A 26,000-nucleotide genomic window follows, 5' to 3' on the forward strand; every position below is an offset into this window, starting at 1 on the left:
CGAGTTCAACCGAGCAGCGTCGATACCGAGGCCCGGTTCCACCGGGCCGGGAAAGGTCGGTCCATGTCCGAGCTGTCCAGCATGCTGGAGACCCACGATCCGGATGCCCGCCGCGAGTACATCGTGAAGACCCTGGTGGGCACCTTCTCCGACCTGATGGAGCACAAGCCCGCCGCGTTCCGCACCAAGTTCCGCAAGATGGCGGCCTCGCCGTTCGCCTTCTACCGCGGCACGGCCTGTCTGTTCTACTCCGACGTCGCCCGCCTCAAGGACCCCTGGGCCGACGAACGCACCAGCAGGGTATGGATCCAGGGCGACCTGCACGCCGAGAACTTCGGCACCTACATGGACGGCGAGGGCGTGCTGATCTTCGATGTCAACGACTTCGACGAGGCCTACCTCGGGCACTTCACCTGGGACCTGCAGCGGTTCGCCGCCAGCATCGCGCTGCTCGGCTGGAGCAAGGCGTTGCCGGACGACGACATCGACGACTTCATCCGCCGCGCCACCCGCTCCTACATCGACCAGGTGCGGCGGTTCGTGGCGGGAGACAACGACTCCGCCTTCTCGCTGAACCTCGGCAACACCGACGGGCCGATCCACGAGGTGCTGCAGCAGGCCCGCCTCCGCAGCAGGGGCGGACTGCTCGACCGGGAGACCGAGACCGAGGGCTACGACCGCAGGTTCCGCGAGGGGGTCGGGGTACGCAGGCTCGGCGACGCCGAGTACCAGCGCGTCATCGAGGCGTTCCAGCGCTACCTGACCACGATTCCGCAGGACAAGAAGATGCGCGAGATCGCCTACACCGTCAAGGACGTGGTGGGACGCAGCGGTTTCGGTATCGGCAGTGCCGGGCTGCCCGCCTACAGCGTGCTCATCGAGGGCGAGAACGAGGCGCTGGAGAACGACCTGATCCTGTCGATGAAGCAGGGCAACGTGGCCGCGCCCGCCGCGGTGGTCCCCGACGAGCGGATCCGGGACTACTTTCTGCACCACGGGCAGCGCACCGCGCTGTCCCAGCGGGCGCTGCAGGCGCACGCCGACGCGCTGCTGGGCTACACCGAGATCGACGGCACCGGCTACGTCGTCTCCGAGGTCTCGCCCTACGTGTCCGACCTGGACTGGGGCGAACTGACCGAACCGGCCGACATCCGGCCGGTGGTCGACTACCTGGGGCGGGCCATAGCCAAGGTCCACTGCGTCTCGGACTCGGACTCGGACCAGACCCTGGTGCCGTTCCAGACCGAGAACGCCATCTCCGAGGTGCTGGACGGCCGGGAGGAGGAGTTCGCCGACTGGCTCAGCGACTTCGCGATGAACTACGCCGACGTGGTGCGCGACGACTACCGGCTGTTCGTGGACGCGTTCCGCAACGGCGAGATCGGTGGAGTCACCTCCACCCGCACCTGATCGTGATCGTGCTCCGCTCGGTCCGCACAGCGGTGCGGGTGGCGGAACCTCCGGCGGCGGTGCCGACTGCGAGGATGGTCGGGGTTCGGCCTGCGGGAGTGGGGGACACCGTGCGTCCTACGGCCCGGCGATTTCGCGAGAAATCGAAGCCCCTTCGGTGCTGCGGTGCCGCACTCCGACCACCCTCGCAGCAGGAGTGGCTGCGAGAGGTTCCGCCACAGGAACCCCCTGGCGGACCAGACGGTTAACGTTGACCACCTTCGTGGTCGAGGAGCTGTCGCTTGAGTTCCAGCCCCCAGCGGAATCCGCCGAGCGAGCCGTCCCCGCGCAGCACCCGGTGGCACGGTACGAACAGCCCCGCCGCGTTGTGCGAGCACGCGGTCGCGGCGGCTCGCACCGCCTCGGGGCGTCCGATCAGCGCCGCGTAGTCGCGGTAGCTGACCGTCTTGCCCGCCGGTATCTCGCGCAGCACCCGCCAGGCGTGTTCCCGGAACGGTCCGGACCGTTGGGCGACCGGCACCTCGGCCGTCGCGTCCAGTTCTCCGTCGTGGTAGCGGTGCACGGCCCGGCTCACCTCGCCCAGGTCGGCCGCCTTGCGGATCTCGTGGGGGCGCAGCGACTCCGCTATGAGCGCCAGCAGTTCGTCGGCCGCGGCGGTCCAGCCGGAGGCGAGTACTGCCCCCTGGCTGTCGACCACGACGGTGAACGGACCGAAAATTGTGTCTATTGTGGACCATTTGGCTGTCATTGCGTCTCCTCGGGAGTGTGGTCGATGGATCGTTCCGGTTCGGGACGGGGCCGTTCGGCACGAGCCGCCCGCCACAGGTGGACGGCGGCGTAGGAGCGCCACGGGCTCCACCGCTTCGCGTGCTCGCGCAGCGCGGTCTCGTCGTTGGGCAGCCCCAGCCGTGCGGCGCCGCGCCGTGACTCCTCGTCCGACGGCGGCAGCGCGTCCGGATCGCCGAGCACCCGTATGCCCACGTGTTCGGCGGCCCCGTGGCCGAGTCCTCCGATCCGGCGCAGTTCCTCGCGCAGCTCCGCGCCGTCACGTCCCTCGTCGATCCGGAGGTCTCCGCTCGCGATGGCGCGTGCCAGCGCGCGGAGCGCGCCGGACCGCTCGGCCGGGCCGGGCAGCTCCCCTCCGGTGGCCTCGGCGATGACCTCGGCGGTCGGGAACAGGAGAGCCTCGGTGCCCTCGGCGAAGCCGGGTATCCGTTCCCCGAGCCGGGCGGCCAGCAGCGAGAGCTCGGCGCGACCCTTCGTGACCGGGTCCCACTGCCCCAGCAGTGCCCGCACCGCCGTCTCGGTGCCGTCCACGCTGCCGGGCAGCCGGACTCCCGGGGTCTTCGCCACCGCCGTGGTCAGCGCCGGGTCGGACCCCAGGGTCCCGTCGACGGCAACCGGGTCGCAGTCCAGGTCGAACAGCCTGCGCAGCCGCGCCACGGCGCTACCGAGGTCCCGGAGTTCGGTCAGCCGCAGCGTGGCGACCAGGTGGTCGTCCTCCGGCACGAGTTCCGCGAGCCCGTGCCCGTGCGGCAGCCGCAGCGTCCGCCCGTAACCGGCGTCGGTTCTCCACTCGACCCCCTCGACGGCTGGGGTGAGCCGGAGGTCCGGCGTGCCCGTGGCGTCGAACGGTAGTCGGGTCGGCAACCGCAGCCGCAGCGTTCCCGCCGGTAACCGCCGCGGGCTCGTGCGCCGCGTGGTCCGGGTGCGCAGTTCCGTGGGGTTGGTGGCGAACACCTCGCGAACGGTCTCGTTGAACTGGCGCAGGCTGGCGAACCCGGCCGCGTGGGCGATGTCGGTGAAGTTCAGCTCGGTGGTCGCGATCAGCAGCCGGGCGGTGTGGGCCCGGTGGGCCCGTGCCAGCGCGAGCGGCCCCGCCCCGAGCTCCTCGGTGAGCACCCGGGTCAGCTGTCGGGTGGAGTAACCGAGTCGGGCGGCCAGGCCGGGAACGCCTTCCCGCTCGACGAGTCCGTCGGTGATCAGCCGCATGGCGCGTCCGGCGAGATCCGCACGCAGGTTCCACTCCGGTGAGCCCGGCACGGCGTCCGGCAGGCAGCGACGGCACGCGCGGTAACCGGCCTGCTGCGCGGCGGCGGAGGTGGGGAAGAACTCGACATTGCCCGGCTTCGGGGTGCGCGCCGGGCAGGAGGGCCTGCAGTAGATGCCGGTGCTGCGCACACCGGTCACGAAGCACCCGTCGAAGCGGGTGTCCCGTGACGTGACGGCTCGGTAGGCCTGCTGCGGTGTGACCAGCATGGGACGAGCGTGCCACTGTCCCCGATGTGCCCACCAGCGGAAATCGGACACGGTGGTTCGGGTGCGCCGGGTGCTCCGAGAGCGGGTGACGAAGCGGAGAAGGGCGTGGTTCCGCCTGGCGAGCGCGGTGGAGTTCCGGGGTTCCCGGTCCGCGCACCGGACCGGGAACGTGTTCAGCCGGACGTCACGTCAGAGCGACGCGAAAAGCCCGTCCGCTCAGCACAGTATGATCCGCTTCAGGTACGGGCTGAGTCCTCTGGATTCGTTCATTCTGGTCTGGCCTGGGCGTATCGAGAAGCATCGACTGTCCGCGCCACGAGCCATTATGAGTTTTATTCGGTAGTAGCGTTTGCACTCGTTGGTCACCCACACCGTGGTGTAGAACCTGCCCTTGTCCTCCCGGTCGGTGATGCAGTTCGGAGCGTGGATGTCTCGACTCGCGCTCGTGGGTTCGGTGGATTCTCCGGTCGTGGCGGTGGCCGGTAGTGCTCCCAGTGCAGTGAGCCCCGCCAGGGCCATCGCGGCGGTGAGCACGGTGGTTCGGCGCATCCGGTTGGTGAGCATGAAACCTCCTCGTGATTCTGGTCGCTCACGACCACCCGTGTCGGAAGGGATCTCCGTCTGTTTCCGGGTGGTCGTCGAGGATTCTGTGCGGCGGGGTATCGTTGTTGTCCGGAAAATCCCCGAAATCACTCGATTCGGTGGTCATCGGTGAATTTTCGGGTGAGGCTTGAGTTCGTTCCCGGAAAGGGTTGACCGGCTATTGGAGCGGTTTTCCGGATGCGCGCGGAGCCGTGCGGGTGGTGGCGGCGTAGCGGTCGCGATCCTGCGAGGGTGGGGCGCGGCACCTACCTTGGGGGCATGACTCGGGGACGTGACTTCGCGCGCTGGTTCGCCGCCGTGCTGGCCGCGCTCGCGCTGTTGACGGCTGGTTCCTGCGAGGACACCGAGCAGGGCCCCGGTGGTGGCGAGCGGCAGGAGCAGGAGGACGGCGGCAACGGTGGTGAGCAGGACGGCGATCAGGAGGACGGCGGCTACTGAGGATGTCCGTCCGTGCGACCTCCGACGACCTCCGGTCGGCCGTTCGCCCACCTCCGGCCCCGCGTGGCCGGTACGGGTGAGCTCGCCCGCCTGACCGTGATCCGAATCGGGCTCCTAGACTTGGGCAGCTGTGACCCTCACTCTCGGAATCGTCGGCCTGCCCAACGTGGGCAAGTCCACGCTGTTCAACGCGCTGACCCGCAACGAAGCGGTCGCGGCCAACTACCCGTTCGCGACCATCGAGCCCAACGTCGGTGTGGTTCCGCTGCCGGACCAGCGGCTGGACAGGCTCGCCGAGATGTTCGACTCGGCACGCACCGTGCCCGCGACCGTCTCGTTCGTCGACATCGCCGGGATCGTGCAGGGCGCCTCCGAGGGGCAGGGGCTGGGCAACCAGTTCCTCGCCAACATCCGCGAGGCGGACGCCATCTGCCAGGTCATCCGCGTGTTCGACGATTCGAACGTGGTTCACGTCGATGGCCAGGTGAACCCCTCCAGCGACATCGAGACGATCAACACCGAGCTGATCCTCGCGGACCTGCAGACCATCGAGAAGGCGCTGCCCCGGCTGGAGAAGGAAGCGCGCACCAAGAAGGAGCGCAGGCCGGCCGTGGAGGCCGTCCAGGCGGCCAAGGAAGTGCTGGAGGAGGGCAGGACCCTGTTCTCGGCCGGTCGCGGCACCGAGGTGCCCGAGCTCGCCGAGCTGAACCTGCTGACCACCAAGCCGTTCCTCTACGTCTTCAACTGCGACGAGGGCGTGCTGGCCGACGACGCCAAGCTCAAGGAGCTGCGTGAGCTCGTGGCGCCCGGCGACGCGGTGTTCCTGGACGCCAAGGTCGAGTCGGAACTGCTGGAGCTCGACGAGGAGTCGGCCCGCGAGCTGCTGTCCTCGGTGGGGCAGGAGGAACCCGGGCTGAACGCGCTGGCCAGGGCCGGTTTCCACACGCTGGGGTTGCAGACCTACCTCACGGCCGGGCCGAAGGAGGCCCGCGCCTGGACGATCCGCAAGGGCGCCACCGCTCCCGAGGCCGCCGGTGCCATCCACACCGACTTCCAGCGCGGCTTCATCAAGGCCGAGATCATCTCCTACGAGGACCTGGTCGAGGCCGGTTCGATGAACGCGGCCCGCTCGGCGGGCAAGGTTCGCCTGGAGGGCAAGGAGTACGTGATGCAGGACGGCGACGTGGTCGAGTTCCGCTTCAACGTCTGAGGCAGTAGCCCGGGGGCTTGTGCCGCCTCCGCTCGGGGGCGGACTTGCTAGCGATGGTGCGAAACCGTCTGGCGGGCCGGTTCGTCGCTTCGGTTTCCCGTCGTCGCTCGCCCCCGTGCTGACGTGGTGCTGGCCGAACCTCGGGGAGACGATGCTCTTTCCGGCAGAGACTCAATGATAATGCTGTTTCGATCAATGCGCCAATGACCAGCGATTATCACTGTTCGGTGTGTCGAGCCACACCATGTGTGTACCGTCTGGCGCCACGGTCAATCCGTATCGGTCCGGTGCAGGGCTGTCCGCATGAAGCCACCACGAGTAGGCCGCGTCCACTTCATCCCACAGTCGGCGAGGGCCGAGTTGGCGAACCTCGAACGAGTCGGCACCACGAACCATCGCGACCTGCGCCCATGAGCCCGAACGCACGTCGTGCAGTTCGATCATCCTGTGATCGTCGTCCAGGTCCTCGGTAGTGAGGTAGCAGTGCGGTACCCGCAGCCCGATCGTGAACGCAGCACGGGGGAAGGCGGTCATGTCGAACAGCTCCGCGCCACTGCGTACGGTCGTTGTCCTGTCCGCTTGGAGCTGCTCTACCTCGTCCGGATCAAGGAAGTACCGACGTTGCCCGCGCACACGCATGAAAGCGACGTTCATCCCGCATCGGCCGGACGCCGAACCATTCTCGTGGACTTCCAGTCCAACAAGAGCACCGTTGCAGTAATCCGTTCCCCATGGGGCCACTATCAGCCCACACGGGCGTGTCTGTTCGATCCACGCCCGTGGAACTGTGTGGATGGACGCGGTGGCGATCACGCGATCATAGGGAGCTTCCGGTGGATACCCCTCGGTTCCCTCCGCTGTCACTACCAACGGGGTGTATCCAGCAGCTTTCAAGGCTTGGCGCGCGGAATCAGCCAGGTGCGGATCGACTTCTACCGAGACGACTCGTTCAGCTTGACCGGCACGATCACTCAGCAGGGCCGCGTTCCAGCCGGTTCCGGTGCCGATCTCCAGTACACGGTGTCCCTGGCGTATATCGAGTGCGTCGAGCATATTCGCCACAAGCGATGGTTGGCTGCATGAACTGGACGGTTGTAGCCCCACACCGCCGGATGTGGTTCTGCCATCGTCCACCTGCGTGATGATTGGTTCATCCGCGTTGACCAGCTCACGCCACCGAGGTCCCTCGGTTTCGCGAGACACGGCGGCGAATCCACCCGTAGCGGGATCATCGACCCACACCACAGGCGGGATGAACGGCTCACGTGGCACGGATAGCCGTTCGTTCCATTCAGTCATGATCAGAGCCGCCTTCATTCCTCGTCGTCCTCGTGTTTGTTGCCGTCGTCCTTACTGCCCCAGTTCTCCCATTTATCCGGCTGCGGATTGCCCTGTCCGTCCCGGTCCGAGTCACGCTTTCCCATTTCGAACCTCCTGTTTTGGAATCAGTCCCTTTCAGGCTGCCGGAAGTGGGACTGTCACGGAACGCACTGAGTTCGACGGAGTTATGCGAGATCGTGACTAAGCCTTGCCATGATCGCATCGGTGCTCGAACCTGTGTCCATGAAGCTTCGGAGGGTGTCCGGCTGTGAGAACGGCACGTGCCCGGCCGTGTACGTCTCGGACCGGCAAACAGCGGTAGTGCAAGGCGACCACGTGCCTACGGCGGACGGGCTGACGTTGGGGGAGGGGGAGACGGCCGTGGAGCTTCCCCCTGACATCGTTCTCGGCGCAGTGACCGCGCTCGCCGAGTCAGGCGGCGCGGAGACGGTCCAGCGGCTCAGGGAGGCACTGAATGCTCCTAGACGGTGAACAGTTCGGCCAGTACCTTACCGACTACAAGCGGACGGCGTGGCGGTTCGAGACGCAACCGGCCTACGCCATGCCGAACGAGCAAGACAACCTCGACCGGTGGCGCGCCGGGAAGCCGAAGCCGGAGGGGCATAACGCCACCTGGCACGAAACCGTGCGGAAGGCGGTCAACGCCGGCAAGACCATCGGCCGTGTCCGTACCGTCCGGCAGCCGCTCACGGAGTACCAGCGGTTCCAACTGGATTGGGCCGTTCCCGGCAACATCGAAGCCGGGGAAGACATCCGCATCCTCGACCTGACGGACCTTGAGCTTTCCCTGCCGTCGCAGGACTTTTGGGTCTTCGACGATGAGACGGTGGTTGATCTCAATTTCCGTTCGGATGGGACGCTGATCAACGTGGACAAGTTGGAAGATCCGGACCTGGACCAGTACCTGAAGTGGCGAGACACCGCACTCGCGCACGCGGTGTCACTGACCGACTGGAATGCTCGAACCTGACGCCGAAGGGCAGGGGAGCGAGCACCTTGCCGAGACGCTACGAGAGTTGCGGAAGGCGGCCGGACTCTCCGGGGAGAGGCTAGCCGCCCGAGCGGCTATGTCTCAGTCCAAGGTCAGCCGGATTGAGTCCGGTAAAGTGCTGCCCACCGTCGTGGATGTGGAGCGTGTCGTGAACGCGCTCGAAGTCCCCTCCGAAGTGGCGAGCGAACTCCTTTCCCTCGCTCGCGCGGCGAACGTGGATTACGCGTCCTGGCGCTCGTACGCCCGAGTCGGTCTCTGGCGCAAGCAAGCCGAGATCAAGGCGCTCGCCGAAACATCCTCGACGGTCCGGCAGTTCCTACCTGCCATTCCCTCCGGTCTCATCCAAGCGCCCGATTACGCCCGTGCCGTCCTGACACCGGCGATCGAGGGCAACCCTTCCCGGAACGTGGAACGAGCCGTGCAGGCTCGGTTGGAGAGTCAGGAAGTCCTCAACGATGAGTCCCGGCGATTCCACTTCCTACTGACCGAGCAGGCGATCCGGTGGCAGCGTGCGGAACCGGACATCATGGTGACTCAGTTACGGCACATGGCCGGACTGACCGACCGGCCGAACACGGAGATTGCCATCATCCCGCACGGCGTCACCATCAGCGCGGCCCCGCTGAACATCTTCGTCGTCTACGACGATCGTCTGGTGATGGTCGAACTGTTCTCCGGGGAGGTCGCGCTCCGCGACCCTCAGGACGTCTCGTACCACCTGAACGTGTTCGAGTACTTCCGAGAGCGAGCGGTGACAGGAGAAGCCGCCCGGCAGCTTCTCGAAGCGGTGGCCGACGGTTTCATGCGATCACACGGCTAAAGCTCGCTTCGCTGAGCCGCATCATTCTGACGTCGGTGTATGCCGACGATGACGGGAAAGCCGGACAAGCCCGCAGAGAGGTTCTCGCTCGAACTTGAGGACTTGCTCACCGAGCTACGGCGGCGACAGTGGACGCGCTCATCCGCTGGGGGGCTGAACGTCAGCCTCAGCTCATGGCAGCGATGTTCAAACGCCAGTCGTGCGCGGATGTGCTCATCCTGCGCGATGTGAGCCGGGCTACTGGTTACCTCGTCTCCACGATGGACGAAAGCGGGATGTTTAACCCCGAACGGATCTCGTATCAGTACCACGCCTCGCCGCTGTGTGCACTGCGAGCGACCCTCGGATTTCCCGAGCCCGGACAGCCAGGCGCACCAATGGCGCTCGAAGCTCCGGACACTCCGTGCTTCCTGCCGGAAGACCTTTCACGGTCGGTACTCATCCGGCCGTTGGGGCTGTCCTGATCCCGACTTGCGAGGCACTAAAATCGCTGTGCGAGGTTCGCAGAGACTTTTAGGGGGCGTTCTAATTCCCTCCACCTACGGAGGCGGAGGGGTACGTGTGTGTTCGCTCTGCGAATTTTTGAGTTCCGCTTCAACGTCTGAGGCGGTAGCCCGGGGGCTTGTGCCGCCTCCGCTCGGGGGCGGACTTGCTAGCGATGGTGCGAAACCGCCTGGCGGGCCGGTTCGTCGCTTCGGTTTCCCGTCGTCGCTCGCCCCCGTGCTGACGTGGTGCTGGCCGAACCTCGGAGGCTTTTCCGCGAAGTCGCACCGCACCGGCTCCCCGTGAGGTCCAGTGACCTCCCCTGCGTTCGGGGCTGTTGCCGGTCTCGGACCGCGGCCCCCGACAGTCTCACCCGGCCCCGGGGCCAGGCCGTCGTCCGTCTTTGCTCGCGAGCCGGAGGCGATGCCGGGCTCGGGAACCGCGTGGACCCGTAAGGCTGCGAGCCCCCCTCGATCTCGGGTAAGGCGTGAAACGGGCACGGTTCTCCCGGGATCGAGGGGGAGGTGAAGGTCTCGGTCTACCGGAATTGTGACTTCGGAGCTTCACCCCGCGAGCCGGATTAAGGGCTCGCCGAGCCGGGGGTTACGGGCAGAGCGGCGATGACGGGCCGATAGTGCCCGAACATGAGCGCCAGGGCTTACCAAGGACACGGCCGGGTTCGCCTGGATCGTGCGTTGCCTGACGCGCGAGCTGCACGCCCTCTGACGGCGGCCCGCACGGCTGTGAACCGTGGCCAGGACTTGTAACCCTACCCACACGCTGCCTGGACCGCATGTGGCGGGAAGCGTATTCCGTGCTAGACGCAGCACTGCTATTTTGTCTTCTTGGCGGAATCAAGATAGCACGAGTCCCCTGGTCACGATCAGGGGACTCTTCTTTGTTCGTGACCGATCGTGCACGCGATAGAAGCACCCCCGGAACGGATCCGAGGGTGCGAAACAGTTCAGCTGTTGGTCAGTCGAACCGGAGTTCAATCGAGTTCATGAATCCGTTGTGTGGCAGCGTCGTCCTCCCACCCGACGAGGGCACGGTGGTCCGCCGCCCACTCGGCGCGGGTCCAGGATTCCGGCATGGCTTCCAGGGATTCTCTCGCGGCCTGGCGGGCTTGCTCGGCGTCTCCGAGCGCGTAGAGCACGAACCCTTTGTGCCCGTTAAGAACAGGCGGTGTGTGCCAGTACGAACCGTCCGGTAATTCTTGGGGATCGGGAGCATTCTCGATCAGGCGATCGGCTTGAGTGAGCATCCGCGTGGCGGTATGGGCATCCCCTTCGTAGGCCGCGATCTCGGCACCTTGCAAGTGCCCGTACGCGCGAAGTCCCGGATCGACCCGGCTGTCACGCATCGCCGCTCGGTTGAGGTTGGCCGCCTGGCCGTAGTCGCCGAGCAGTAGGGCGCGATACGCGGCGAAGCTCAGCGCGGTGGCGAGCCGTTGCGGATCGTCGGCTTCCAGCGCCAGCCGCGCCGCGCGGTCCAAGAGGGCTTGCGCGTCGCCGTACTCGTCCCGTGCGATCTTGAGCCAGCCGAGGTACTGGCTGATCTCCGAGGCCAGTCCCACCGCTTCGGGGGTGTGCTTGGTCTCCTCGGCCAGGTGGTTCACGAGCTCGGCGTGGGCCGCGACGCTGGGCAGGACGGCGCTCGCGGACGTTTCGTCTTCGAGCCTGCGCACGGCCGAGAGCATGTCGGCTGCTTGGGACAGGGCCGTGGTATCGGCCCCGCGGGGGTGCTGTGCGGCCCAGTGGAGCCGCTCGGCTCGTGGGTCGGGTGCGAATCCGAGGTCGCGATCGGATGCCCGCAGGATCGCGCGGAAGGCCGCCCGGTAGTCCCGCCCCGGCCGTTGGATCTGCCCGCGCTCAAGCCTGCCGAGATAATGCCGGTCCAGCGCTCCCGACCTGCCGGTGTTGTCGAGTAGCCACGCGTTGACCCGTTCGGCCAACTCGGCGCGGCTCATGTGCTCACCGGGCACGCGAACCGACTCCGCCGCGTGTCGTGCGGCCTTGAGGTGATCGTTACCGACCATAGTTCTTCAGTCTGCCACCGAGCTGGAAGGGGTTACCGTGGAAACCACCGAACGACAGCACTACTGGCCGCCCGTGCCAGACCGGACCGGGTTCACATGGCACCGACACTCCTTGAGCTGTCCATCAGCGGGAAACGTTCCGAGCGTGTGAGCCGGCAACGGTTCGACGGGTTGTGAGCCGACCGTGCCTGTCGTACCCGCTCGCTACCTTGCGCGCATGGGGCAAGCACAGGAGGTTCTGGCCGAGATGCTCCGCGACGACGTCGCCCCGGCGCTTCGCGAGCTCGGCCTCAAGGGATCGGGCAAGCGGTACAGGTTGCCCTCGCGCGAGTACCTCGCCGAGATCGGCATCCAGTCCTCGCTCTCCGGTTCCAGCGAGTGGCTCAAGTTCACGGTCAACCTGAGCGTCATCCACCGAGCCGGGTACGAGGAATTACGCGAATCGAGGACTCATCTGCCCGAGAGACCGAGTCCCAACATGATGTACAGCACCAGCTGTCAGTGGCGGCAGCGCCTCGGAAAACTGGTCGACGGGCAGGATCGATGGTGGGTACTCGACGCGGAGGGTGAAAGCAGGCAGGAGGTTGCCAGGGATATCGTGGCGGCTGTGCGGGATGCCGGTTTACCCGAGCTGCGTGCGCGCATCGAGAATACGTCTTAGCCCCTTCCTCGGTCTGCGCTGCTGCCCCACGGAGAATCCCCCGAAGGGGTCACCTCGGATGGTCGGTTGTTCGGGAAGCGTTTGTCGGGGGACAAGTATCGGTGTTGATCGGTCCGAGTACCGGGTCGAACACCGTGATCCGCTCGGCGCGTTTCCCGGAATCGGCTTTCTGCCGACGACTTTGCCACAGGTCGAGCTGTGAGTTCTTCGTGCGCGTCTTTCCGTGGTGTTCGCACCGTCCGCCGCCGGTGGCGACCGTGCAACGGGTGCCCTTCCGGGTGGTCCCGCCGCACTGCACCGCCGGATCGTGAATGTGGCACAACCCGGAGGGACGCGCCCCGTTCGGGCAAGGCTTACCCGTCTTCGTGGTCGTTCGACAGCGCATGATCTGATCATGCCACTTTCCAGGGTCGATCGGACGCACAAGGTTCGCTGTTCGCGGTGTTGCCGAGACCCCAGAAGCGAATGTTCCAGGAGAGCACATCGTCCGCTGTGCCCACTCGGCCGTGTGTGCTCCGCCCTGATTCACGGTGAGTCCGTACTGCTCCGGTTCTGGTCGTCCCGCACCGGACCACCGGTCGTAGACCCGTGGCCGAATGAAATACCGCCACCTGAAGAAGGTTCGTGGCGGTCACCCGCATTGGAACGTGGTCGCTGTTTCGGCGGCGACCACGTCCCCTTCTCACCTCACCCGTGTCCTGATTCCAGCGGCACGCTCCGGGGGCCGGATCGCGCGGTACGGGGTGCGTTCCTCAGTAGGTGTAGGGCCGGGTCATGGCTTCCAGGAAGTGCCCGGCCGGATCGGTGAAGTACACACCCCGCCCGCCGTGATTGTTGTTGTGCTGCTCGGGCAGCTTTCGTCGTGGATCGGCCCAGTGCGGTACTCCCTCGTGCCGCAGCCGACCGTACAACCCGTCGAAGTCCTCCTCGGTTATCAGAAAAGCGTAGTGCTGCGGCGGGAATTCGATGCCGGGTTCGGCGAACTGCAGCATAGTGCCGCCGTCCAGGTGCACCACGAGAAAGTAACCATCGGGTTCGGCCGGAGGAAGCGCGAAGACGCGAGTGAAAAAGGCCGCCGAATCGTGCTTGTCGCGCGCGGCGATGATCGTGTGGTTGAACAGAACGGTCAACGGGTCGTCTCCCGTGGAACGTGGCGCCTCCATGCCTGACGCTGTCCGCCACCGGCACGCGACGCGAGACCCGATCCTCGGATATGTCCGCAACTTTCGCAAGCCCTTCAACCGGGTCCGCGAAGTGGCCTGCCGTACTCTTCCGAGGTCGCCGGTCGAGACGCGGCTACGGCCGATCCCGTGGGAATCAGCCCTTGCGGCGCCGCTCGTTGAGTTCGCGGAGCTGGCGCTTCACGTCGTCGAGCTCCCAGCGGTAGTGACCACCCGGGGTGGTCAGGGTGGGTTCCAGCTGGCCCGTCCGCGCGTAGTTGGTGATCGACCGGTGTGAGATCCCGAGAGCTCGCGCCAGCTCCCCGCTCGTCAGCAGTCGATCGGACATGCCTCGAAGATAGTTCGCTCGATCGGTTGACCGCTTGTCGATTTAGCAGATTTAGCGGTTCTGTTGGGTTCGACGAGTTAGCGGATTTAGCAGGTTAAGCGTCTTGAGGAGTCACGATGACGAGTGAACGTCAGCACTTCTGGATGCCGATCCCGGCCCCCGAATCGAAGCGGCACGCCTTCCGGGGCAGGCAGTGGGACGGGTCTCCGGTGGCCGAGAGCCTGTGCGGCTCGGCGCTGCCGATGGCACGCCCCAGCGAGATGGACTGGATCCAGTGCCCCACCTGTTGGCACTGCTGGCAGGAGTTGCTGGAACGGGCTCCCGAGCCGGAGTCCACCTGTCAGGGCTGCCCCTACCGCTCCGGAAGACGCGATCCGGAGACCATGCGCGCGGAACTGGAGCGAACCGAATCCCCTCGACCCCGCTGAAGCCCTGGAGAATCCGAGAGGCCGAAAGGAGCACTTCCGCGTCGAGTGGAAAACATGCGCATGAGATTCCACGTCGTGTGGCGGCTTGCTCGCCTCTGAAACCTGTTGACGACAGCGGTTCGATGACTTCATGGGTAGGGCCCAGCACAGCAAGACCATCGAACAGGAACTCGCCGGTTCACGACGCGACGCCTACAAGCGCAAGAAGCCGAGGAAAACCGGGAAAAGCCAGGACGTCCGAGGTCCGGTCAAGGCGAAACTGAAACGCCCCCTGGAACAGGACGCCGCCGACCGAGCGGCTGAGAAGTACGGCGACTCGGTGAGAACCGGATCAGCGGGACTGCCTACCACTGGTAAACGTCGCTGATTCCTCCTGCCAGGGAGTCCCCGCACTGCTCCGATGCCGACCGAACGATCGTCGCCGCGTCCGGATGAATTCTCCGCTGAGCTCGAATCCGGTCGCCGTGCTCGCTCCACCGCGCCACTCGCACCTTCCGGCACAGCTGCTGTCGGGCTCCGCCGAGACATTCCGAAAGCCATGTGCGACCTCCCACGCACCGACACCGCGGATCACACGTGCGGTTCCAGCACAATCGGCTCGTCCGAGCGGTTACCCGGCGTTTGGTCGGTCGAGAACGACTTCGACCCGGACTGGGCGCGGAGCTCCGGGAAGTGGTGATGCGGAACTGGGGGAGCCAGGGCGTGAGATGCCCCGGCCCTCGTCGCGGCGCGTGGTCGTGGCGCGGACGAACCAGGAGGCCATCGGCTTCGGAGGCCGCCGCACCACGACCACGCGGGCAACGACCGTGTCGTTACGCCCTGCTCATGTCACGCTGCCGCAGTTCGCCGGCCAGCTCCAGGTTGTGCTGCTTGACCCAGCCGGGAATGAGGAAAGCGTCCACGAGCGCCCACACGGCACTGATGGGGCTGGTGATGACGAGCACCGTGCACACCAGCTGCGCCACGGCCGTCCCGACCCGGTCGCCCGCGTAGAACCGGTGGGCACCGAACAGGCCGAGGAAGAACCACAGCACGTAGCTGACCACCAGCGACTTCTGTCGAGCCTGGTATTCCATCATGTCGTATTCAGCGTTCAACCGGCTGTCTCCTCATTGGGCGCTTTGGCGGAGCCGCCTCATCCTATGTTCCGGCCGAACGGTGGCTCGTTCCGGTCGTCCTGGGGTATGACAGCGGTGGACACAGCGCACGAGCCGTCGCTGGGGACGTTCTCGTTACCGCGTGCTACGGTCACGAGTGGTTTCCGCGCGGAATTTACGAGCCCGTGCAGCCGTCACTCCGGCACCCGAGTCGGTCCGGTGTGGATGCCGCCGGGGCCGGCGGCTCCGTGATCTCGCCGTGGTTCCAGTCCTGGGTGGTCCACGGTTTCACCACCGCGTTCCGCCGCGCCGGGCAGCGGTGGTTCCTCGACGTGGCGAAGCGGGTGGCCGACCACCTGGTGCGGAGCCTGCCGTCCGATCACGTTCCGCTGTGGGACCACCGCTCGTCGTCGACCACGTCGTCGATGGTGAAAAACCGTAGTGCGATGTCCACGGGGCGTCCGTCCAGCACCACCCGGCCCCTTCGATGCCCGGGTTCATCGGCTTCGACGATCCGAACCGGAAGGTCGATTCCTTCCCACATCTCGGCTAAGGCATCCGACAGGTGTCGGAACCGGAGCGGCTTCACCGGGGGCGCACACGGCTGCTGTGGAAGGAGTGCGCCCATCGGTGATCGATTCGGACATCGAAAGCAGGTGCCGCGCCAAACGTCGTCCGGTACGGACGAAGTCCAGGTCCGCCTGTTCCGCGACTTCCCGGAAGGAAGGGACTTCTAGCTGCGATTCCTGGGAAACACAGTGGTCCGCTCCGCCGAGATCGCCGGCGATGTTGAACTCCAGCGGACGCGGTGATTCGCCACCGTGGTGGAAGCCGGCACGGCCGTAGCGGTTCCGTCCGGAGATCGGGAACCGCTACGACGACTCGATTCGCCCGGGGGCGATACCCGGCGTGGTCCCGTAACGACGCAGGTCACCACTCTTCCGGAGAAGTCACAGTTGGAGTTCCCGCATCGCGGTGTACCAGGGTTCGGCTTCCATGTGTGTCAGGTCCGGGCTGGCTCCGCGGGCCGCGGCGGCTGCCGAGACCAGTCGTTGGAAGGGCAGGATCGTCACGAAAGGTCGTACGTGGAGCGGAACCGGTTCGAACGTCAGAGTCGCGTCGCTGCCACGCTCACCCGCGAACAGTACTGTCGCGCCGATCCGGTCCAGCAGTGCGGCTAGCTCCTCGGTGCGCCCTCCGTCCTCGTTGGCGGGCCGTAGCAGGTACGCCGTGGTTCGATCGCTGTAGACGGCCGGCGTGCCGTGCAGCGCGAACTCGGTGTGCAGCCCTTCCACCCACCGGTAGGTGCCTTCCTTGAGCTTGAGGGCGGCTTCCTGCGCGGTGATCTGGTCCAGCCCCGTTCCGGCGATGAATGCCGGGGCGGGGTGATTCTCGACGAGTGCGTCCACCGCGGCCTGGTTCAGGGGCAGTTCCAGTGTCCGCAGCAGCGCGTCCGGCACCGTGGTCAGCGCGTGCCGTAGGGGCTCCGCGTCCGTTCCGAGCATTCCGCGGATCAAGCGGGCCAGCACGGTCAGCGAGGCGAGGTAGGAGATGGTGTGGGTACTGGCCTTTTCCTGCGGCACGGTGGGGATCACCGTCTCGGCCTCGGGGAGCGCACCCTCGCCGGAGATCGCCACGGTACGAGCGCCTGCGGCGGCTGCTCGGGCCAGCACTTCGTTGGGGCGCTGCTTGGTTCCCCGGTGGCTGACCACGACGATCTGGTCCTGGGAGGTGATTTCCTCGCTGAGCGCGAGATCGTGGGCGTCCACGGCGTGCGCGCGAACCCTGCCGCCGCTGAGCATTCGGGTCCATGCGGCCGCGATCCGGCACGCGTGCAGCGAAGTGCCGATTCCGGTCAGCACCACGGGCCGCCGCGCGTCCAGCACCGCGAGATCACCCTCATCGGACAGTCGGCGAACCGCCTCGGCCTGCCCGGCGACATAGCCGTCGAACGCTTCACTCGTCATCTGCGGTTCCTCCCGCGTTGTCGGCGGTGGCGGGGGTGCCGTCACCGAAATGGAGCAGATTGGCTCGGGAACTCTCCGCTGCAGAATACAAATGTCGATCGGTCTTTTCCGAGTTTGTACCCGACGCTTCGCATCACTCCGATCCGCTCGTACCCGGCGGTGCGGAACAGGCGAAGCGACGCGCTGTTGGCGGAGGTGACCAGTGTTGGCCCGTGTCCTCGAAGCCGGATGAGCAGGGTGGTGAGGTCGATCATGGCTTGGTAGGACGGGGCGGTCTTGTCGTGGTGGGTGGCGATGGCTCGGTATCGCTTGAGCCGGTCGAGGCAGTGGTCGGGAACCGTGGCGGGAATGCTTCGCCTGCGCGGGGAAGAGCGGTTGGTCCGGCTGGAGCGGCCCGTGGCGGCGGGCACGGGCCCGGGCCACCAGCATCGGCCGGCGTCCCATCACGCGGCCGGCACCGGAAGCGGTGACAGACGGGGCTTGCGCGGGCCGCACCTGGCCGGAAGATCCCGCCACGCCACCTCGGTGTTGGCCTTGAACAACATCCCGTTGATCACCGGACGATCATCCACCTGAGGACGCCCCCCCGCCGACACCGGCAGCAGGGGCGCGATGATCTGCCAACGCTCATCCGTCGACTCATCTCCACGCACCACGATCCACGATCAAACCAGACCGTCAACACCCCCTCGAGGACAAGATCTGGTGGTTCTTCGGTGGTGGCGTGAACGGTGGTGGTTGGGGGCGGGGCGTTCCGAACGGGTCGGGGGGTCGTCGAGCCGTTTTCGTCGACGGAGCGGACACGCTCCACTGGAGACCGTGCGTTCTCCGGAACCGCCGAAGCGGGACACGTGGTACGAAAAGCGCGGCGAACGTTACCTCGCCAGGGGTTGTTCAGGAGGGCACCCGGGCCAGCCCGGCGTAGATACCGCTGGGTTCGGCGGGGTGGGTGGCCTCTTCGTTGTGCCAGTGCTGGGCGTAGCGGATGCCCGGTTCGACGAGTTCGGTGCCCTCGAACAGACTGAGCAGCTGCTCGTGAGTGCGCGGGTAGGCTTTGTGGCTGGCCCTGCTGCGTTGGATGCGCTCGGCCGCCTCCCGCATGTTCACCTCCTCGTCGTCGGCGGTCACGTGCGAGATCGCGATGTAGCTGCCGGGGACGAGCGCCGCGCGGTACTTCGCCAGCGTCTCGCGGAGCAGGTCGGTGTCCGGAAAGTACTGCAGCACACAGAGCAGCAGCACCGCCACCGGCCGGTCGAGGTCCAACATCCCGCGTGTGACCGGTGAGTTCAGCACCTCGCCCGGCTCGGTGAGATCACCCCGCAGGATCGCCGCGTTGCTCACCCCCTCGAGCAGGAACTCGCTGTGCGAGACCGCCACCGGCTCGTTGTCCACGTAGACCACCCGCGCCCCCGGATCGTGCCGGTGCGCGATCTCGTGCACGTTGCCTATGGTGGGGACCCCGGATCCCAGGTCGAGGAACTGGTCCACCCCCTGTAGGCAGCAGTGGGTCACCACGCGGCGCAGCAGCGACCTGTTCTCGCGTGCCATGCCCGCGATCCGGGGCTCGGCCTCGGCGATGTGGTCGCCGAGTTCGCGGTCCACGGCGAAGTTCGCGGAACCGCCGAGCCAGTAGTCGTAGACACGTGCGGGGTTGGGACGACTGACATCGACGTCTTCGGGGAGCCGATGCGCGTGTTCGGGTGATCCACCGAGGCCGGTCATGTTCAACTCTCCCGTACGCGGGTTTCGCGACGAACACAGCCTACGCCTCGATCCGGATCGCCACACCGTACGGAAATGAACACTTTTTGGAGTCGTGCGGCGGTGCCGCGAGTTCCCGGCCGCGCCCGCCGGGCAGGGGGCGACCGCCCCTCGACGGTGTCACGCGGGCACCGACCGAAACGGGCACGAGATGTCGGGTCGGCGCGACGGCCGAGGCCCTAGTTTCGAATCCGGAGAGGAGGTCGCCGTGCTCGACCGGCTCAACGAGGCCATGGACCACATCGAACGGCACGTCGCCGCCGACATCGACGTCGAGGAACTCGCGCGGATCGCGCGCACCTCGCCGTACCACTTCCGCCGGATGTTCTCGACGCTGGCTGGGATTCCGCTGTCGGAGTACGTGCGCAGGCGCAGGTTGACGCTGGCCGCGGCGGAGGTGTTGGCCGAGCGGCGCTCGCTGCTCGACATCGCCGTGACCTACGGCTACGGCTCGGGCGAGGCCTTCGCTCGGGCGTTCCGCGCCGTGCACGGTGTCGGTCCCGCCGAGGCGAGGCGTTCCGGCGCGGTGTTGACCTCCCAACCACGGATGACGTTTCACCTCACCGTCGAAGGGAGCACACCGATGGAGTATCGCATCGTCGAGAAGCCGGAGTTCCGACTGCTCGGCTACCGCACCGAGGTGCCGATCGTGCACGAGGGGCACAACGAGGCCATCGCCGAGTTCACCGCGAGCGTCGGCACCGAGCGGCTGGCGCGGTTGAAGCCGCTCTCGGACCAGGAGCCGGGCGGCATCGTCTCCGTAGTGGAACCGCTCGACGACTCGTCACGCGCCGAGGGCAGCCCGGTCGACTTCCTGCGGGGGGTGGTTTCCTCGGCCGCCCTCCCGCCGGAACTCGCGGAGCAGGGGGTCGCGGAGCGCTCCGTGCCCGCCGGGACGTGGGCGGTGTTCCGGGCGGAGGGCGAACCGCCGGAAACCGCGCAGCACATCTGGCGGGACGTCTACACCCAGTGGTTCCCGTCCAACCCCTACCGCAGTGTTCCCGGCCCGGAGATCCTGAGCGCTCAGCCGTCCGGGGAGGACAGCCGGATGAGCTACGAGTTGTGGCTGCCCGTGGTACCCACCGGTTGAGCCGGGTTCGCAGCGTCCGGACGGGGCCGTGCCGCGACGCACGGCCCTGACGGGTTACCGCAGGCGCCGGAATCTCGCGACGCCGAACAGGGGGACGTCCTGTTCCGAACGGGGCGAGTTCGACGTGAGCTCGCCCCGGCGGCCGGGTTCGCGCGTACGATGATCACGGAACCCCGAACTGACACGGGTGTCATTCGAGATCACCGCCCTACCCGACGAAGAGGCGCTTTTCCGCATGGACTCGGAGATAACCCTGTGGGTGGACGGACGGCGGGAAACGCTGTCCGTGGACACCCGGACGACGCTGTTGGACGCACTACGCGAGCGATTGGGGGTGACCTCGCCGAAGAAGGGATGCGACCACGGGCAGTGCGGTGCCTGCACAGTGCTGCTGGACGGCAGGCGTGCCACCAGTTGCCTGACTTTCGCCGTCGCCAACGACGAGAGTGAGGTCGTCACCGCCGAAGGGCTGGCCGAGGGGGACGAACCCCACCCGGTGCAGCGGGCGCTGCTGGAAAACGACGGTTTCCAGTGCGGCTACTGCACACCGGGGCAGGTCTGCTCGGCGGTGGGCATGCTGGACGAGGTCAAGTCGGGCTGGCCCAGCTACGTCACCGAGGATCTCGACGAGTCGGTCGAGCTCGACGAGGACGAGATCCGTGAACGCATGAGCGGCAACCTCTGCCGCTGCGGTGCCTACGCCAACATCGTCACAGCCATCCGAGAGGCCGCCGAGTGAAACCGTTCGACTACCAGCGCGCCACCGACGCCGACAGCGCGATATCGCTCGTCAGCGGCGATCCCGAAGCACGCTACATCGGTGGCGGAACCAACCTCGTGGACCACATGAAGCTGGGGATCGCCGAACCCGGGAAACTGGTCGACATCACCCGACTGCCCTACGACTCGGTGGAGTCGCTGCCAGACGGCCGGGTCCGCATCGGCGCCACGGTGCGCAACAGCGACCTGGCGGCGGAACCGGTGATCCGGCAGCGCTACCCCGTGCTCGCGCAGGCGCTGCTTTCCGGCGCCTCCGGGCAGTTGCGCAACCTCGCCACCACCGGAGGGAACCTGCTGCAGCGCACCCGCTGCTCCTACTTCCAGGACGTCACCACCCCGTGCAACAAGCGCGAACCCGGTTCGGGGTGCTCGGCCCTGGAGGGGTGGAACCGCCACCACGCGGTGCTCGGCGCCTCCGAGCGCTGCGTGGCCACGCACCCCTCGGACATGGCGGTCGCGTTGGCCGCTCTCGACGCCGACGTGCTCGTCGAGGGGCCGGACGGGCAGCGCACCGTTCCGGTGACCGAGCTGCACCGGCTGCCGGGCGACGAGCCGGAACGTGACACCGTGCTGCGGCACGGCGAACTCGTCACCGCCGTGGAGCTGCCGTCACTGCCCTTCGCCTCCCGCTCGCGCTACCGCAAGGTGCGGGACAGGGCCTCCTTCGCCTTCGCTCTCGTGTCGGTGGCGGCGGCGGTCGAGCTCGTCGAGGGCACGATCACCGACGTTCGGATCGCCCTCGGCGGGCTCGCGCACAAGCCCTGGCGCGCCACCGAGGCGGAACGGGTGCTGCGCGGTGCCCCGGCCACCGAGGAGACGTTCCGGGCGGCGGCCGACGCCGAGCTCGCCGCGGCGCGAACCCTGCGCGACAACGAGTTCAAAGTCCCCATGACCCGCAACACCCTGGCATCGGTGCTGCGCGAGCTCACCCGACAGGAGGGATCATGACCGGAGCGACGCGGGCCACCTCGCCCGGCCCGGAACGGATCGAGGGCCACGCCAAGGTGACCGGCACCGCACGGTACGCCTTCGAACATCCCGTGGCGGACCCGCTCTACCTGCACCCGCTGCGGGCGACGATCGCCCGGGGACGCGTCACGAGCGTCGACACCACCGCCGCCGAGCGGGTAGACGGGGTACGTCTCGTGCTGACCCACCACAACGCGGAGGCCCTGGTCCCCATCGGCGATCCCGAACTGGCCGTGCTGCAGTCCGACGAGATCGCTTTCCGCGGCCAGCTCATCGGAGCGGTGGTAGCGGAGACGCAGGAGTCGGCCGCCCACGCCGCCGACCTGGTCGAGATCCGCTACGAGCGGATGGCCCACGACAGCGACTTCCGCGACGACGCGGACATCGTCTACACCCCGGATGCCGACGCGAGCCCGATGCTCTCGCCCGACCTGGAGGAGGGGGACGTGGACGCCGCGCTGGCGGATGCGGCCTTCACGGTGGACGCCACCTACACCACTCCGACCGAGCACCACAATCCGCTGGAACCGCACGCCGTCATCGCGGCGTGGGACGACGACGGGCTCACCCTCCACGACTCGAACCAGGGTTCGCACCTGGTGCGGGACCTGATCGCTCCGCTGTTCGGCGTCGACAAGGAGCGGGTGAGCGTGATCTCGCCGCATGTCGGAGGTGCCTTCGGTTCCAAGGGAATGCCGCACGGCCACGTGGCACTGACCGCCCTGGCCGCGCGCCACACGGCGGGCAGGCCGGTCAAGTACGCGCTTTCGCGCACCCAGATGTTCGAGCTGGTGGGCTACCGGCCACCCACCCGGCAGCGGGTGCGGCTGGGCGCCGACCGGGAGGGGAGGCTGGTCGCCACCGAGCACGACTCGCTGGAGCAGACCTCGCGGTTCAAGCAGTACGCGGAGCAGAGCGCCAGCGCCTCCCGCGAGATGTACACCTCGCCCAACAGGCGCGTCACCAACCGGCTCGCCGCGCTGGACGTGCCCGCTCCCACCTGGATGCGCGCGCCCGGTGAGGCGGGCGGGATGTACGCGCTGGAGAGCGCGATGGACGAGCTGGCGGTCAGTGCCGGGATCGACCCGGTCGAGCTCCGGCTGCGCAACGAACCGGAGGTCGCTCCGGTTTCCGGGCTGCCGTTCTCCAGCCGCAACCTTCCCGCCTGCCTGCGGGAAGGGGCGGAGCGTTTCGGGTGGCACGAGCGCGATCCCCGTCCCGGCGTCCGGCGGGAGGGCGACTGGCTCGTGGGAACCGGGGTGGCGGCCTCCAGCTTCCCGAGCCTGTTCTTCCCGGGATCACTGGCCACGATCCGCCACGAGTCCGGCGGGAAGTACCGAGTGGAGATCGGCGCGGTCGACATCGGTACGGGATCCCGCACGGCGCTGACCCAGCTCGCGGCCGAGGCGCTGGAGGTGCCGGTCGAGGCCGTGGAGCTGTGGCTGGGCAGTACAGAGCAGCCGCATGCCAGCCTGGCCGGCGGCTCGGCGGGTACCGCTTCGTGGGGGTCGACGGTCGTGGAGGCGGTGCGCGCGTTCCGTACCGAGCACGGCCATGATCCGGTGTCGGGGGCCGAGACCACGGCGGGCGCCGGGAAGAACCCGGACGCGGGCGAGTACGCGATGCACTCCTACGGCGCGCAGTTCGCCGAGGTGCGGGTGAACGCCGACACCGGCGAGGTGCGGGTTCCCCGGATGCTGGGGGTGTTCGCGGCGGGCCGGATCGTCAATCCGCGCACCGCGCGCTCGCAGTTCCTCGGCGGGATGACGATGGGGATCTCGATGGCGCTGCACGAGCACAGCGTCGTCGACGAGCGGTTCGGCCACGTCGTCAACCACGACCTCGCCGGTTACCACATCGCGGGCAACGCGGACGTGGGTTCGGTCGAGGTGGACTGGATCGACGAGCACGATCCGCACGTCAATCCGGTGGGGGTCAAGGGGATCGGTGAGATCGGCATCGTCGGCACGGCGGCCGCCATCGGCAACGCCGCTCACCACGCGACCGGTGTCCGGGTACGGGACCTGCCGCTGACCCCCGAGAAGTTCCTGCGCTGATCCCCACCCGCTGTTCCCCACCCGCGGCGCGGCACCGGTTTCGGCGGGGGCCGGTGCCGGGCGATGCCCGGCCGAGTGGGCGGCCGAAGCGGGTCGTGGAGCTCACCGGCGGCCCGCGGTGGGGCGCCCGCCGCCGGAAGTGGTCCTGCCGCTGGAGGGGTTTCTGCCGGTTGAGGTGCTCCTGCCGCCTGACGTCGGCCTGCCGGAGCGTGACGAACCGCGCGCGGTTTCCCGCCGCTCCCAGGTGGTGTGCCAGCGCCAGTTGATCCAACCGTCCAGCCCCAGCACGACGAGCCCCAGCACGGCCAGGATCAACCCCAACACCGGCATGATCGCCACACCGGTGAAAACCGCCGCCGCCAGCAGCGGTATGACCGCTATCCAACAGAAGGGGTCGATGCTGCCGAAGAACGTCGGATTGCGCTCGGCTCTGCTCGGTTCACGCGCCAACGGTGTGCTCGCTTTCCAGCGGGTCGGGGTCAGCGGCGATTATCGGCGGTTCCCGCGTGCCCGCCGACCGCAGGGGTGCCGTCGTGCTTTCACCTCGCGTTAACTCCCGTGATGTCGGTGGAGTTTCACCCGGTGATGTGCGATCGGTCACTTCCGGTTCGGGAGCGAGGGGAGTTCATGGCCGAGAGATCGTTCCGTAGGGTGAGCTCCGGAAGATCTTGTCGAGTGTTCGTGGTTCCGCCGTGTCAGCCCGGAGGACGGTCGGCGGCGGTCGGTCGCACCGGAGGTGGAGTCGTGGTCCGGGAGCGGTCGCGCGTCTCCCGCTGGAGCGCGTTGGTGGTCGTCGTCGTGTGGAGCTTCGTCACACTGATCAATTTCGTGGTGCTGCTGTTGGTGCTGCGAGAGGTGCCGAGCTTCGACTACTGGATGCTGCTGACCAATCTCCTCAGCGTCCTGGTGGGGGGTCCCATGGCGGTGTTGTACGGGGTGGTCCTCTTCCGTGCGCGGCAGCGGGAGGGGTGAGCCGAGCGGGGCGCTCGCCGGATCGGGGTGTCGGAACAGCCCGTGACCGGGTCGTCAGCGGGGACGGACCTCGACACCCGCTACGTCGGCACCATCAGCCCTCGCAGCCGATCCCGTCGCCGTCGCGGTCGAACCGGTGCGGATCATCCGGTCGCACCCGGAAGTCCTGGGCCGAGATCTCCGAGCAGTCCAGGTCCGGTGGTGGCGGCGGGAACCGGTAACCTCCGGAATCGTTCTCCTCGTTGTCGGGGCGCGGCCGTGGATTCGGGTCGGGGTTCGGCTCCGGTTCCGGCTGTGGCTGTGGCTCCGGTTCGGGGGACGGGCTCGGTGTGGTCACGGGCGCGCCGAACCGCTCGCAGGCGCCCCACAGGCCGGTTCCGGCCTCGCGCGCGCCCGGCTGTGCGCCGCTGATCGTGTTCCAGTGCTCGTCGTTCGGCTGGTGCAGCACCGCCTTGGCGAAACCACCCCGCACCAGTTCCAGGTTCACGAAGATCCCGTCGGCGTTCCACAGGTAGAGCAGGTGGCGGTCGTAGCGGTCGCGCGGCCGCTCGTCGCGCTGGACCCAGACGGTGCCGCCCACCGGAAGCAGCTCACGCAGCCGGGCCTCGGCCTCGTCGCCGTAGCACTGCTCCCTCGGGCCCACCTCCGGAGCGTCGACCTCCAGCAGCCGCACCTCGACCCGCTCCGCCTCCGGCAGCGGGCCAGCCCCGGCGCGACCGGTGAGCTTCACGGTGTCGCCGTCGACGATCCCGGCCACCTCGGCCCGGGTCACGCCGTCCGGAGCCACCGGGGGAGGTGTGGGGCCGGTGGGGGTGGCGGTGGTGTTCGACGCGGCCGCCGGGGTGGAGGTGGCCGTCGTGCCACTTCCGCTGTCGGCGGTGTTCTCCCGCGTGGGCGCGGTGCCCGCGACTGTCGTGACGAAACCCACCAGCAGCGCGAGGACACCACCGCTCAGTCCGAGCCAGAACCTCCTGGTGGTGGTCGTGCTCCACCGCTCGTACCGGCGCAGGGCGAACACGACCGACCACGTGATCACGCCCAGTCCGAGCAGAACCAGCAGTGTCCCCAGAACAGTCATATCCGATTCCCACGCACGGTCGATCTCTTGTGTCCGGA

The 26,000-nt window shown here is 67.5% G+C and carries 29 protein-coding genes; 15 read left to right on the forward strand and 14 right to left on the reverse strand.

The features are described 5' to 3' along the window. Positions 1 to 63: 63 nt before the first annotated feature. Positions 64 to 1,410: a DUF2252 domain-containing protein gene (locus BLQ75_RS04480; protein WP_092598106.1), complete on the forward strand. Its 1,347-nt coding sequence runs from the start codon at positions 64 to 66 to the stop codon at positions 1,408 to 1,410. A gap of 244 nt (positions 1,411 to 1,654) precedes the next feature. On the opposite strand, the gene BLQ75_RS04485 is transcribed toward BLQ75_RS04480, so the two are convergent. From BLQ75_RS04485 to BLQ75_RS04495, 3 genes are all read right to left on the reverse strand, one after another. After that, positions 1,655 to 2,158 carry a methylated-DNA--[protein]-cysteine S-methyltransferase gene (locus tag BLQ75_RS04485; protein ID WP_092598109.1) on the reverse strand — a complete coding sequence of 168 codons (504 nt, stop codon included), beginning with the start codon at positions 2,156 to 2,158 and terminating at the stop codon, positions 1,655 to 1,657. Continuing rightward, the gene (locus BLQ75_RS04490; protein ID WP_092598112.1) at positions 2,155 to 3,669 is read right to left on the reverse strand and encodes an Ada metal-binding domain-containing protein; all 1,515 of its coding nucleotides are present in this window, start codon (positions 3,667 to 3,669) and stop codon (positions 2,155 to 2,157) included. The genes BLQ75_RS04485 and BLQ75_RS04490 overlap by 4 nt, the downstream gene beginning before the upstream one ends. A 216-nt stretch (positions 3,670 to 3,885) precedes the next feature. Next, a complete protein-coding gene (locus BLQ75_RS04495; RefSeq protein ID WP_092598115.1) occupies positions 3,886 to 4,233 on the reverse strand; it encodes a hypothetical protein in 348 nt (115 codons plus the stop codon). Positions 4,234 to 4,530: 297 nt separating this feature from the next. Here BLQ75_RS04495 and BLQ75_RS04500 point away from each other — a divergent pair, with 297 nt between their 5' ends. After that, positions 4,531 to 4,710: a hypothetical protein gene (locus BLQ75_RS04500; RefSeq protein WP_092598118.1), complete on the forward strand. Its 180-nt coding sequence runs from the start codon at positions 4,531 to 4,533 to the stop codon at positions 4,708 to 4,710. Positions 4,711 to 4,840: 130 nt separating this feature from the next. Further along, positions 4,841 to 5,920: a redox-regulated ATPase YchF gene (gene ychF, locus BLQ75_RS04505; protein WP_092598121.1), complete on the forward strand. Its 1,080-nt coding sequence runs from the start codon at positions 4,841 to 4,843 to the stop codon at positions 5,918 to 5,920. A 192-nt stretch (positions 5,921 to 6,112) separates the two neighbouring features. On the opposite strand, the gene BLQ75_RS04510 is transcribed toward ychF, so the two are convergent. Continuing rightward, complete coding sequence (locus BLQ75_RS04510) at positions 6,113 to 7,237, reverse strand: methyltransferase domain-containing protein (RefSeq protein ID WP_211481151.1); 1,125 nt, start codon at positions 7,235 to 7,237, stop codon at positions 6,113 to 6,115. A 216-nt stretch (positions 7,238 to 7,453) separates the two neighbouring features. Here BLQ75_RS04510 and BLQ75_RS04515 point away from each other — a divergent pair, with 216 nt between their 5' ends. The 4 genes from BLQ75_RS04515 (at position 7,454) to BLQ75_RS04530 (ending at position 9,536) form a co-directional block, all read left to right on the forward strand. Continuing rightward, positions 7,454 to 7,732 (forward strand): hypothetical protein, encoded by a 279-nt coding sequence (locus BLQ75_RS04515; protein WP_092598124.1) that lies wholly within the window; start codon positions 7,454 to 7,456, stop codon positions 7,730 to 7,732. Further along, positions 7,716 to 8,231: a DUF6879 family protein gene (locus BLQ75_RS04520; protein WP_092598127.1), complete on the forward strand. Its 516-nt coding sequence runs from the start codon at positions 7,716 to 7,718 to the stop codon at positions 8,229 to 8,231. The genes BLQ75_RS04515 and BLQ75_RS04520 overlap by 17 nt, the downstream gene beginning before the upstream one ends. Next, on the forward strand, positions 8,218 to 9,072 hold the full coding sequence (locus BLQ75_RS04525) for a helix-turn-helix domain-containing protein (RefSeq protein WP_092598130.1): 855 nt from the start codon (positions 8,218 to 8,220) through the stop codon (positions 9,070 to 9,072). Before BLQ75_RS04520 ends, BLQ75_RS04525 begins: the two co-directional genes overlap by 14 nt. A 173-nt stretch (positions 9,073 to 9,245) precedes the next feature. Then, positions 9,246 to 9,536, forward strand: a complete 291-nt coding sequence (locus BLQ75_RS04530; protein ID WP_170837317.1) for a hypothetical protein — start codon at positions 9,246 to 9,248, stop codon at positions 9,534 to 9,536. Between the two features lie 1,010 nt (positions 9,537 to 10,546). Here the strand turns inward: BLQ75_RS04530 and BLQ75_RS04535 are convergent. Continuing rightward, positions 10,547 to 11,593 carry an NsdA family TPR-like regulatory protein gene (locus BLQ75_RS04535; RefSeq protein ID WP_092598137.1) on the reverse strand — a complete coding sequence of 349 codons (1,047 nt, stop codon included), beginning with the start codon at positions 11,591 to 11,593 and terminating at the stop codon, positions 10,547 to 10,549. Between the two features lie 217 nt (positions 11,594 to 11,810). Here BLQ75_RS04535 and BLQ75_RS04540 point away from each other — a divergent pair, with 217 nt between their 5' ends. Continuing rightward, entirely contained in the window at positions 11,811 to 12,254 is a 444-nt protein-coding gene (locus BLQ75_RS04540; RefSeq protein WP_092598139.1) for a DUF4304 domain-containing protein, read from the forward strand. 752 nt (positions 12,255 to 13,006) lie between these two features. On the opposite strand, the gene BLQ75_RS04545 is transcribed toward BLQ75_RS04540, so the two are convergent. Beyond that, positions 13,007 to 13,384, reverse strand: a complete 378-nt coding sequence (locus BLQ75_RS04545; RefSeq protein WP_092598464.1) for a VOC family protein — start codon at positions 13,382 to 13,384, stop codon at positions 13,007 to 13,009. A 187-nt stretch (positions 13,385 to 13,571) separates the two neighbouring features. Further along, positions 13,572 to 13,763 (reverse strand): helix-turn-helix domain-containing protein, encoded by a 192-nt coding sequence (locus BLQ75_RS04550; RefSeq protein WP_092598142.1) that lies wholly within the window; start codon positions 13,761 to 13,763, stop codon positions 13,572 to 13,574. Between the two features lie 116 nt (positions 13,764 to 13,879). Here BLQ75_RS04550 and BLQ75_RS04555 point away from each other — a divergent pair, with 116 nt between their 5' ends. Further along, on the forward strand, positions 13,880 to 14,191 hold the full coding sequence (locus BLQ75_RS04555; protein WP_092598145.1) for a hypothetical protein: 312 nt from the start codon (positions 13,880 to 13,882) through the stop codon (positions 14,189 to 14,191). A gap of 130 nt (positions 14,192 to 14,321) precedes the next feature. After that, entirely contained in the window at positions 14,322 to 14,558 is a 237-nt protein-coding gene (locus BLQ75_RS04560) for a hypothetical protein (protein ID WP_092598148.1), read from the forward strand. 445 nt (positions 14,559 to 15,003) lie between these two features. Here BLQ75_RS04560 and BLQ75_RS04565 read toward each other — a convergent pair whose 3' ends face one another. From BLQ75_RS04565 to BLQ75_RS04585, 5 genes are all read right to left on the reverse strand, one after another. Then, the gene (locus BLQ75_RS04565) at positions 15,004 to 15,288 is read right to left on the reverse strand and encodes a TM2 domain-containing protein (RefSeq protein ID WP_092598151.1); all 285 of its coding nucleotides are present in this window, start codon (positions 15,286 to 15,288) and stop codon (positions 15,004 to 15,006) included. A gap of 379 nt (positions 15,289 to 15,667) precedes the next feature. Continuing rightward, on the reverse strand, positions 15,668 to 15,832 hold the full coding sequence (locus tag BLQ75_RS23340; RefSeq protein WP_170837318.1) for a hypothetical protein: 165 nt from the start codon (positions 15,830 to 15,832) through the stop codon (positions 15,668 to 15,670). Positions 15,833 to 16,238: 406 nt separating this feature from the next. Next, complete coding sequence (locus tag BLQ75_RS04575) at positions 16,239 to 17,255, reverse strand: SIS domain-containing protein (protein WP_170837319.1); 1,017 nt, start codon at positions 17,253 to 17,255, stop codon at positions 16,239 to 16,241. Positions 17,256 to 17,698: 443 nt separating this feature from the next. Next, positions 17,699 to 17,908, reverse strand: coding sequence for a transposase (locus BLQ75_RS04580; protein ID WP_170837320.1), 210 nt, complete (start codon positions 17,906 to 17,908; stop codon positions 17,699 to 17,701). A gap of 241 nt (positions 17,909 to 18,149) precedes the next feature. Further along, positions 18,150 to 18,977 (reverse strand): SAM-dependent methyltransferase, encoded by an 828-nt coding sequence (locus tag BLQ75_RS04585; protein WP_092598163.1) that lies wholly within the window; start codon positions 18,975 to 18,977, stop codon positions 18,150 to 18,152. Between the two features lie 247 nt (positions 18,978 to 19,224). On the opposite strand from BLQ75_RS04585, the gene BLQ75_RS04590 reads away from it, so the two are divergent. The 4 genes from BLQ75_RS04590 (at position 19,225) to BLQ75_RS04605 (ending at position 23,912) form a co-directional block, all read left to right on the forward strand. Then, entirely contained in the window at positions 19,225 to 20,106 is an 882-nt protein-coding gene (locus BLQ75_RS04590; protein WP_092598166.1) for an AraC family transcriptional regulator, read from the forward strand. Positions 20,107 to 20,341: 235 nt separating this feature from the next. Then, positions 20,342 to 20,845, forward strand: a complete 504-nt coding sequence (locus tag BLQ75_RS04595; RefSeq protein WP_092598169.1) for a 2Fe-2S iron-sulfur cluster-binding protein — start codon at positions 20,342 to 20,344, stop codon at positions 20,843 to 20,845. Continuing rightward, positions 20,842 to 21,834, forward strand: coding sequence for an FAD binding domain-containing protein (locus tag BLQ75_RS04600; protein WP_092598172.1), 993 nt, complete (start codon positions 20,842 to 20,844; stop codon positions 21,832 to 21,834). The genes BLQ75_RS04595 and BLQ75_RS04600 overlap by 4 nt, the downstream gene beginning before the upstream one ends. After that, the gene (locus BLQ75_RS04605; protein ID WP_092598175.1) at positions 21,831 to 23,912 is read left to right on the forward strand and encodes a xanthine dehydrogenase family protein molybdopterin-binding subunit; all 2,082 of its coding nucleotides are present in this window, start codon (positions 21,831 to 21,833) and stop codon (positions 23,910 to 23,912) included. Before BLQ75_RS04600 ends, BLQ75_RS04605 begins: the two co-directional genes overlap by 4 nt. Positions 23,913 to 24,014: 102 nt before the next feature. Here the strand turns inward: BLQ75_RS04605 and BLQ75_RS23750 are convergent, their stop codons facing one another. Beyond that, on the reverse strand, positions 24,015 to 24,362 hold the full coding sequence (locus tag BLQ75_RS23750) for a hypothetical protein (protein ID WP_211481152.1): 348 nt from the start codon (positions 24,360 to 24,362) through the stop codon (positions 24,015 to 24,017). 294 nt (positions 24,363 to 24,656) lie between these two features. On the opposite strand from BLQ75_RS23750, the gene BLQ75_RS04615 reads away from it, so the two are divergent. Next, positions 24,657 to 24,884 (forward strand): hypothetical protein, encoded by a 228-nt coding sequence (locus BLQ75_RS04615; RefSeq protein ID WP_139182905.1) that lies wholly within the window; start codon positions 24,657 to 24,659, stop codon positions 24,882 to 24,884. Positions 24,885 to 24,978: 94 nt separating this feature from the next. On the opposite strand, the gene BLQ75_RS04620 is transcribed toward BLQ75_RS04615, so the two are convergent. Next, positions 24,979 to 25,962, reverse strand: a complete 984-nt coding sequence (locus tag BLQ75_RS04620; protein WP_092598181.1) for a thermonuclease family protein — start codon at positions 25,960 to 25,962, stop codon at positions 24,979 to 24,981. Positions 25,963 to 26,000: the final 38 nt, after the last annotated feature.

The organism is Actinopolyspora xinjiangensis, assembly GCF_900104475.1.
GTDB lineage: Bacteria > Actinomycetota > Actinomycetes > Mycobacteriales > Pseudonocardiaceae > Actinopolyspora > Actinopolyspora xinjiangensis.

Coding starts and splice junctions, on each gene's coding strand:
- BLQ75_RS04480 (WP_092598106.1), top strand. CDS start 64: ATGTCCGAGCTGTCCAGCATGCTGGAGACCCACGATCCGGATGCCCGC.
- BLQ75_RS04485 (WP_092598109.1), bottom strand. CDS start 2,158: ATGACAGCCAAATGGTCCACAATAGACACAATTTTCGGTCCGTTCACC.
- BLQ75_RS04490 (WP_092598112.1), bottom strand. CDS start 3,669: ATGCTGGTCACACCGCAGCAGGCCTACCGAGCCGTCACGTCACGGGAC.
- BLQ75_RS04495 (WP_092598115.1), bottom strand. CDS start 4,233: ATGCTCACCAACCGGATGCGCCGAACCACCGTGCTCACCGCCGCGATG.
- BLQ75_RS04500 (WP_092598118.1), top strand. CDS start 4,531: ATGACTCGGGGACGTGACTTCGCGCGCTGGTTCGCCGCCGTGCTGGCC.
- BLQ75_RS04510 (WP_211481151.1), bottom strand. CDS start 7,237: ATGAAGGCGGCTCTGATCATGACTGAATGGAACGAACGGCTATCCGTG.
- BLQ75_RS04515 (WP_092598124.1), top strand. CDS start 7,454: ATGATCGCATCGGTGCTCGAACCTGTGTCCATGAAGCTTCGGAGGGTG.
- BLQ75_RS04520 (WP_092598127.1), top strand. CDS start 7,716: ATGCTCCTAGACGGTGAACAGTTCGGCCAGTACCTTACCGACTACAAG.
- BLQ75_RS04525 (WP_092598130.1), top strand. CDS start 8,218: ATGCTCGAACCTGACGCCGAAGGGCAGGGGAGCGAGCACCTTGCCGAG.
- BLQ75_RS04530 (WP_170837317.1), top strand. CDS start 9,246: ATGGCAGCGATGTTCAAACGCCAGTCGTGCGCGGATGTGCTCATCCTG.
- BLQ75_RS04535 (WP_092598137.1), bottom strand. CDS start 11,593: ATGGTCGGTAACGATCACCTCAAGGCCGCACGACACGCGGCGGAGTCG.
- BLQ75_RS04540 (WP_092598139.1), top strand. CDS start 11,811: ATGGGGCAAGCACAGGAGGTTCTGGCCGAGATGCTCCGCGACGACGTC.
- BLQ75_RS04550 (WP_092598142.1), bottom strand. CDS start 13,763: ATGTCCGATCGACTGCTGACGAGCGGGGAGCTGGCGCGAGCTCTCGGG.
- BLQ75_RS04555 (WP_092598145.1), top strand. CDS start 13,880: ATGACGAGTGAACGTCAGCACTTCTGGATGCCGATCCCGGCCCCCGAA.
- BLQ75_RS04560 (WP_092598148.1), top strand. CDS start 14,322: ATGGGTAGGGCCCAGCACAGCAAGACCATCGAACAGGAACTCGCCGGT.
- BLQ75_RS23340 (WP_170837318.1), bottom strand. CDS start 15,832: ATGTGGGAAGGAATCGACCTTCCGGTTCGGATCGTCGAAGCCGATGAA.
- BLQ75_RS04575 (WP_170837319.1), bottom strand. CDS start 17,255: ATGACGAGTGAAGCGTTCGACGGCTATGTCGCCGGGCAGGCCGAGGCG.
- BLQ75_RS04585 (WP_092598163.1), bottom strand. CDS start 18,977: ATGACCGGCCTCGGTGGATCACCCGAACACGCGCATCGGCTCCCCGAA.
- BLQ75_RS04595 (WP_092598169.1), top strand. CDS start 20,342: ATGGACTCGGAGATAACCCTGTGGGTGGACGGACGGCGGGAAACGCTG.
- BLQ75_RS04605 (WP_092598175.1), top strand. CDS start 21,831: ATGACCGGAGCGACGCGGGCCACCTCGCCCGGCCCGGAACGGATCGAG.
- BLQ75_RS04620 (WP_092598181.1), bottom strand. CDS start 25,962: ATGACTGTTCTGGGGACACTGCTGGTTCTGCTCGGACTGGGCGTGATC.